Consider the following 6657-nt stretch of genomic DNA (forward strand, 5'->3'; position numbering starts at 1 on the left):
CCCGATGTGGCCCATCCCCAGGGATGGGCCACAGGCAGCGGGCGGGACAGCCGGTCAGTGTTTGTTCGGGACCCGGAATCCGTATTGCCCCTTGTCGCCGTTGACGATGATGGCCTTGTCGCCGATGGTGAAACGCATCAGGTCCTCGCCCACCACGACGGGCCCGTCGTAGGTCTTGCCCACTTGTTCTAGAAGAATGTTGGAGGCGGGCAAGTCCAGTTGCTCGCCCGACAGGCGTATGACCAGATGCGTAAATGCCGCCAGCGTGGGCCTGGCCTCGGCAAATATCCTGCCGGCTTCTTCGGGGCTGGTATGGTGGGCCGCCACGGCCTTGAAAATGGGTTTTTTCTCCATCAGTTCGGGCGTGATGTAGGCCACTTCGTGCAGCAGCAGGTCGGCGCCCTTGGCCGCCTTGGCGACTCTTTCATCGTAGGTGGTGTCGCCGCTGATGACGGCCTTTTTGCCGTCGTATTCGATGATGTAGCCGAAATTGGGCTTGATCAGGTCGCCATGGTGGGTATCGAAAGCCGTGATCTTGATGCCGTCGTGTTCGTAGCTGAACCCGCCCTTGATGTCGTGGGCGTCGATCTCGATGCCCGAAAGCGGTTCTTTCTCGTCCGCGTGGCGTATGCGGGTGTTCTCAGAAAAGGCCATTTCGAGATGCTTGGCCATGGCCTCCGTGCCTTTGGGGCCGTACAGGACCATGGGCGTGGTGCGTCCCCCGTAGCCCGTGCCTATCCATCCCGTCATCCAGAAATCGGCCAGGCCGTTCAGGTGGTCGGAATGCGAGTGGGTGATGAAACTGGCCGTGATCTTGCCCATGGGAATTCTGAGCTGGGCGAGGCGGATGGTGACACCGCGCCCCAGATCGATGAGATATTTGCTGGATCCTGCTTCGATCAGGATCGACTGGCTGAAGCGCGTGGCGTTGGGGGCCGGGCTGCCGGTGCCCAACAGGGTGATCGTTAGCGGCTTGGCCTGCGCCGCGAGCGGTGCGGCGGCCAGCGCCAGCATTGCCAGGATGACAAAAGCCGCCTTGCGTACGGCGGCTATGAACAGGCTTGAATAAGATGTTGTTCGCATTTTTGATCCCTCCTCGTTGATTTTGCCTTGTCCTGATTGCTGTTGCGCCATCGGCGGCGGTACAGCCGTGGGACGGCGATGGCGCGGCCTGATCGTTTTCGGATCGGGGCCGCGCTTTTCGAGCATAGCAAGAAAGCATTCCGGATTGAATGATTCGTGTGCGTCAGATCGTTACCGCGACGAGGGCGCGGCGGCGATTCGAGCCGGCGTCCGCCCCGGGCGACGGGGCGGGCGGGGAAGGCAATCAGCGTCGAGTCAGTGTGCCGAGCCCGTTTTCGTCATACATCTCGATGGTGACGCTTTGTGCTATGCCGCCCTGGCCGGGGGTGAAGGTTACGGCGGAACGCGACCCCGGCGCGGCCATTTCGCTGTCGGGCTCGAAGAAGAAGATATTGCCGCTCCAGTGCTGCAGCGGAAACGTGCTTCCAGCGGGGCCCATGACCAGCGCCAGTTGATCTCCTTGCTGCTGGATCCGGGCATCGCCGTAGTAATCGTTGGCATAGGTGCCGATATAGGCATACGAGGGCAGCGCAGGCTCGGGATTGTCGGGCAGGGGCTTTCCCGCGTATTCCCCTGTCGGGGCGGTCATGGCGGCAAACTTGGGCTCGAAGAATTCGAACCAGTCGCGGGTGGTGCGCCCGTACTTGACGAGATCCATATACGTATTGGTGATGGCTTCGGCCGCGCCCACCGGCAGGGCGTTGGTCAGGGCGATGATGCCGGTGTCGGCGGCGGGAAGCAGCGCGAAGCTGGTGCCCGCCCCCATCAGGAAAGCGCCGGAGTGGCTGTACTGGACGTAGCCCGACGATGCCGTCGCAGGCATCGAGATGTTGAATCCGTAGCCGTAGTAGCCGGTGGGATCGCCCTTGGCGGCGGGCGGCATGGTGAGCATCTGGGGGCTGAGCGCCGGCCTCAGGGCGGCTTCGGGAACGATCTGCCTGCCTTGGTACTGGCCATCGTGCAGAACCATGATCATCCAGTTTGCCATGTCGCGCACGCTGGAACTCACCCCGCCGGCGGGCGACTGCGGGTCGGGCTGCCGCTGGGGCCCGGGCTGGAAAGCGCCATTGACGCGAACATGCGCAGAGGCCCGATTGCTGCGGGCCATGAAGTCCGCATAGCGGGAGCTGGTGGAGCTCATGCCCAGCGGGCCGTAAATGGCTTGGTCGGACAGGCTTTCCCAATCGGTGCCTGCGGCTACGGCCACGGCTTGCGCGCCGGCGGTAAGGCCGAAGTTGGTATAGGCATAGTGGCTGCCCAGGGGCTCCACGGGCAGATAACGCAGGCGCTCCAGCACCTGCCTGCGGTCGTAGCCCAGATCTTCCAGATCGTCGCCGGCATGGTCCGGCAAGCCCGACCTGTGCGCGTAGAAGTCGCCGACCGTGACCCGGGCGGTGGAACTCGGGTTTTGCAGGGCGAACCAGGGCAGGTACTTCACGACCAGGGTATCCCAGGAGACAAGCCCTTTGCCGACCTCGGCCGCAACCACGGTGGAGCCGACGGGCTTGGATAGCGATGCCAGCTGGAACACAGTGTCGGTGTCGACCGTATCCGGTTCGCCGAGCTTGCGCACGCCGAAGCCCTTGGCATAGACGGTTTTCCCTTGATGCACGACGGCGACCGCCAGGCCCGGAATGCCCGACCGGGCCATGACGTCGGCGATCACGCCGTCGAGTTGCGCCACGGCGGCGGTGACCTGGGCCGGGTCGATGGAGTTGGCCGAAGCGCTGGAGTCGTCGCTGCAGGAGGTTAAGGCGACAAGGGCCGCGGCGATCGGGATGGCCATGAAGAGCCGTGGGAACATGTTGTCTCCAGGTTTGCGTAGTGCCGGTATTATGTAATCCAAAGCCAGAAAATCAAAGACTAATGTCAGAAAGTTAAAGATTCCGCCCCGGTTTTTTTGCGTTTTGGCGACTATGGGTATTGTGCGCTGCGGCGCCGAGCGGTGCCGGCGTATAGGACGGGGCTCTTCGTTCTGCGACAATAGCGTGGTCTTGGTTTTGGTTGGAGCCGCACGGAATGGATAGAACGCTTAACGTGGCGCTGGCGGGCGCCGGCGCTTTCGGCATCAAGCATCTGGAAAGTCTTGCAAAGATCGACGGTGTACGGGTCGTCTCGCTGATCGGGCGCGACCCGGCCAAGACCCGGCTGGTGGCGCAGCGCCATGGCATCCGCCATGCAACGGTCGACCTGGGCGAAAGCCTGGCCATGCCTGAAGTCGATGCGGTCATTCTATGCACGCCCACGCCGCTGCATGCCGGGCAGAGCCTGGCGTGCCTGAAGGCGGGCAAGCACGTGCAGGTCGAGATTCCGCTGGCCGACAGCCTGGCGGATGCCGAAGCGGTGGCGGCTCTTGCGCGGGAGACGGGCCTGGTGGCCATGTGCGGCCATACCCGCCGCTTCAATCCCAGCCATCGGTATGTGTGGAACCGCGTCCGGGCCGGCCAGTTCAACATCCAGCAAATGGATGTGCAGACGTATTTTTTCCGGCGCACGAATCTCAATGCGCTGGGCGAGCCGCGCAGCTGGACCGATCATTTGCTATGGCATCACGCGGCCCATACCGTGGATCTGTTCATGTATCAGACCGGCGGCGAAATCGTGCAGGCCAATGTGCTGCAAGGCCCTCGCCATCCGCTGCTGGGCATTGCCATGGACATGTCCATACAGCTCAAGTGCAGCACCGGCGCGCTTTGCACCCTGTCGCTCAGCTTCAACAACGACGGCCCCCTGGGCAGTTTCTTCCGGTACATCGGCGACACGGCGACGTATGTGGCGCGCTACGACGACCTGTTCGACGGCAGGGACGAAAAAATCGATGTCAGCAATGTCGATGTTTCGACGAACGGCATCGAGCTGCAGGACAGGGAGTTCGTCGCATCGATTCTCGAAGGCCGCGAGCCCAGGGCGAGCGTGGCCAGCGTATTGCCTTGCTATCAGGTGCTGGGCGAACTGGAGCGGCAACTCGGCGCCTGAGCGCCGTGCGGCGTTGCAAGCCTTGTGAAAGCCCTGTTTGTGGACCAGGCTGCGGGCTCAGTCGAACAAGTCGGGTTCGAGCAGGATGCTGCGATCGACGTCCTTGATGGCGGTGCGCCCGCAAAACGCCATGGTCACGTCCAGCTCGTTGGCGATCAGTTGCAGACCCCGCGTCACGCCGGCCTCGCCGAAGGCGCCCAGCGAATAAAGGAATGAACGGCCTATCAGCGTGCCTTTCGCGCCCAGCGCAACGGCGCGCAGAACGTCCTGGCCCGAGCGTATGCCGCCATCCATCCAGACTTCGATGTCGTTGCCCACGGCCTGCGCAATGCGCGGCAGCGCGGCGATGGAGGAGGGGGCTCCATCCAGCTGGCGGCCGCCGTGGTTGGATACGACAATGGCGTCCGCTCCGGTTTCGACCGCGAGGCGGGCGTCTTCGGCATCCATGATGCCCTTGAGTATGAGCTTGCCACCCCACAGTTTCTTGATCCATTCGATGTCGTTCCAGTTCAGGCTCGGATCGAATTGCTCGTTGGTCCAGGAGGCGAGCGACGACGTGTCGCTGATGCCTTCGACGTGGCCCACGATGTTGCCGAATTCGCGGCGTTTGGTTCCGGCCATGCCCAGGCACCAGCGGGGCTTGGTCAGCAGGTTGAGCAGATTGACCAGCGTGGGCTTGGGCGGCGTGGACAGGCCGTTCTTGATGTCCTTGTTGCGCTGGCCCATGACCTGCAGGTCGAGGGTGACCACCAGGGCCGAGCAGTTGGCCGCCTTGGCGCGGTTGATCAGTCTTTCCATGAAGCCTTTGTCGCGCATGACGTACAACTGGAACCAGAATGGGCGGCTGGTGTGCGCGGCGATGTCCTCGATGGAGCATATGCTCATGGTGGACAGGGTGAAGGGGATGCCGAATTTTTCAGCGGCCTTGGCTCCAAGGATTTCGCCGTCGGCGTGCTGCATGCCGGTCAGGCCCGTGGGGGCGATGGCCACGGGCATGGCCACGTCGATGCCCGCCATGGTGGTTCGCAAGCTGCGTTTTTCAATGTCGACCGCCACGCGCTGCCGGAACTTGAGCTTCTGGAAATCCGTTTCGTTGGATCGGTAGGTGCCTTCGGTCCATGAGCCGGAATCGGCGTAATCGTAGAACATCCGGGGCACGCGCCGCTTGGCCACGGCACGGAAGTCTTCAATGCAGGTGATTTTGGAAAGCTCGGTCAATATTGTCTCCTGGGTCGGCGCAAATGGAATGCCTGGCGGCCGGATCCAGGAATTGTAAAGGCACAGCCGTTTTTTTAGGAAGGGATGGCCGAATGGGCACGATGCGTGCCCGTCCGGCTGCATGTGCGCCTTGCTTGCGCCGGCGCCGGTAAATCGGCCCGAGGCCTTTCCGATGGATGGGCTTTATGTACGTCCGAGCTCGGGGGCTTCGCTGGCGTAGACGGCCAGGGCGGTTTCGCCGTTCCACCAGAAGACGCGGGCCACCGTGGCCCGCCGGGCGATTTCCAGGGCCTGGACGGCGTCGCTTTCGATGAAATGGGTATGGCCGCGGGCCACGATGGCCCTGGCCTTGTGTTCGGCGGTCTGGGCGGCGGCGTGGACCGATTCGTCGCGCATGACCAGCGGGCCGTGGAAGCCGTGGCGGTCGAGCCAGTCCCGGGTTCGTCGGCGGTCCTGTTCGGGCCGGCCGGTGATGATGGTCAGGCTGGAGAGGTCCCGGTCCGGCAAGATGGTGCTGGGCGGCATGTTGTCGCGCCTGCCGAGCGTACCGGCCAGATCGCTTTCGTATTGGCTGGCAGGCAGGTCGGGCAGCAGGATGCCGTCCAGGTCGATGGCCCACGAGGCGTATTCGTGCTCGGGCCTGTCGGGCTGGTTGTTGGTGGCGGCGAACGCGGGCGCGACCGATTCGCGCTCCCAGGGGAACCAGGCCCGCCATCCCGGCGGCATGCGCCTGCCTGAATCCGGCTGTATGCGTGATTCGCCGTCGTAGGCCAGCGTGAATACGTGGATGCCGTGCCCGGCGGCAGCCAGGAAATCGCGGCAGTCCAGCAGGGTGGTGCCCCGCCCAGCGATGTCTTCCACCAGCAGCAGGCGCGCGCCGCTGGCCGGTGTTTGCGCGGTAAACCAGGAAACGCGCCGCGAACGGCGCTCGTAGGCCAGGGCGAACAAAGGCAGCCCCAGGGCGGTGGAGGCCATCAGCGCCGGCGCCAGCCCGCCCCGCGCGATGGCGACCACGGCGTCAAAGCCCATTTGGCGCCATCGGGGAATGTGTTCGGACACGACCGCCTCGACCCGGGAGTAGTCGTACGAGAAAGCTGACAGCCTGTCTTGCATTGATGTTTCCCTGCCTTTTTGCGAATGCCTTGTCGCCTGGATGTGAAAAGCCTACGATGCTCCGGGGCTCTCCATCGTGCGGAGCGTCCGGATCGTAGCCGTTCAATCGGAACTCACACAAAACTCGGCTCTTCATCATTAAAGGGGGACAGCGACATTCATTAGACTTGTTTTTGCGAAGAAACACGTTTAATGGAGGCAATGCCGATGTCCCCCGTAGATTCTATCTTAGGAATCCGAGATTTATGGATTGAACGAGTCGAGCGC

The 6657-nt window shown here is 63.1% G+C and carries 5 protein-coding genes; 1 reads left to right on the plus strand and 4 read right to left on the minus strand.

What is annotated here, in order from left to right; all coding sequences use genetic code 11:
* Window positions 1-54: 54 nt before the first annotated feature.
* Together VNT00_RS10065 and VNT00_RS10070 are read right to left on the minus strand one after the other, a co-directional pair.
* Entirely contained in the window at window positions 55-1083 is a 1029-nt protein-coding gene (locus tag VNT00_RS10065; RefSeq protein WP_325587030.1) for an MBL fold metallo-hydrolase, read from the minus strand.
* Between the two features lie 244 nt (window positions 1084-1327).
* On the minus strand, window positions 1328-2887 hold the full coding sequence (locus VNT00_RS10070) for a serine hydrolase (protein ID WP_325587032.1): 1560 nt from the start codon (window positions 2885-2887) through the stop codon (window positions 1328-1330).
* Window positions 2888-3102: 215 nt separating this feature from the next.
* Between VNT00_RS10070 and VNT00_RS10075 the strand changes: the two genes are divergently transcribed.
* A complete protein-coding gene (locus VNT00_RS10075) occupies window positions 3103-4059 on the plus strand; it encodes a Gfo/Idh/MocA family oxidoreductase (protein ID WP_325587034.1) in 957 nt (318 codons plus the stop codon).
* A 57-nt stretch (window positions 4060-4116) separates the two neighbouring features.
* On the opposite strand, the gene VNT00_RS10080 is transcribed toward VNT00_RS10075, so the two are convergent.
* Together VNT00_RS10080 and VNT00_RS10085 are read right to left on the minus strand one after the other, a co-directional pair.
* Entirely contained in the window at window positions 4117-5277 is a 1161-nt protein-coding gene (locus tag VNT00_RS10080) for an alpha-hydroxy acid oxidase (protein ID WP_325587036.1), read from the minus strand.
* 183 nt (window positions 5278-5460) lie between these two features.
* Complete coding sequence (locus tag VNT00_RS10085; RefSeq protein ID WP_325587038.1) at window positions 5461-6390, minus strand: phosphoribosyltransferase; 930 nt, start codon at window positions 6388-6390, stop codon at window positions 5461-5463.
* Between the last annotated feature and the right edge of the window lie 267 nt (window positions 6391-6657).

It is taken from the genome of Eoetvoesiella sp. (assembly GCF_035555955.1).
Classification (GTDB): Bacteria; Pseudomonadota; Gammaproteobacteria; order Burkholderiales; family Burkholderiaceae_B; genus Eoetvoesia.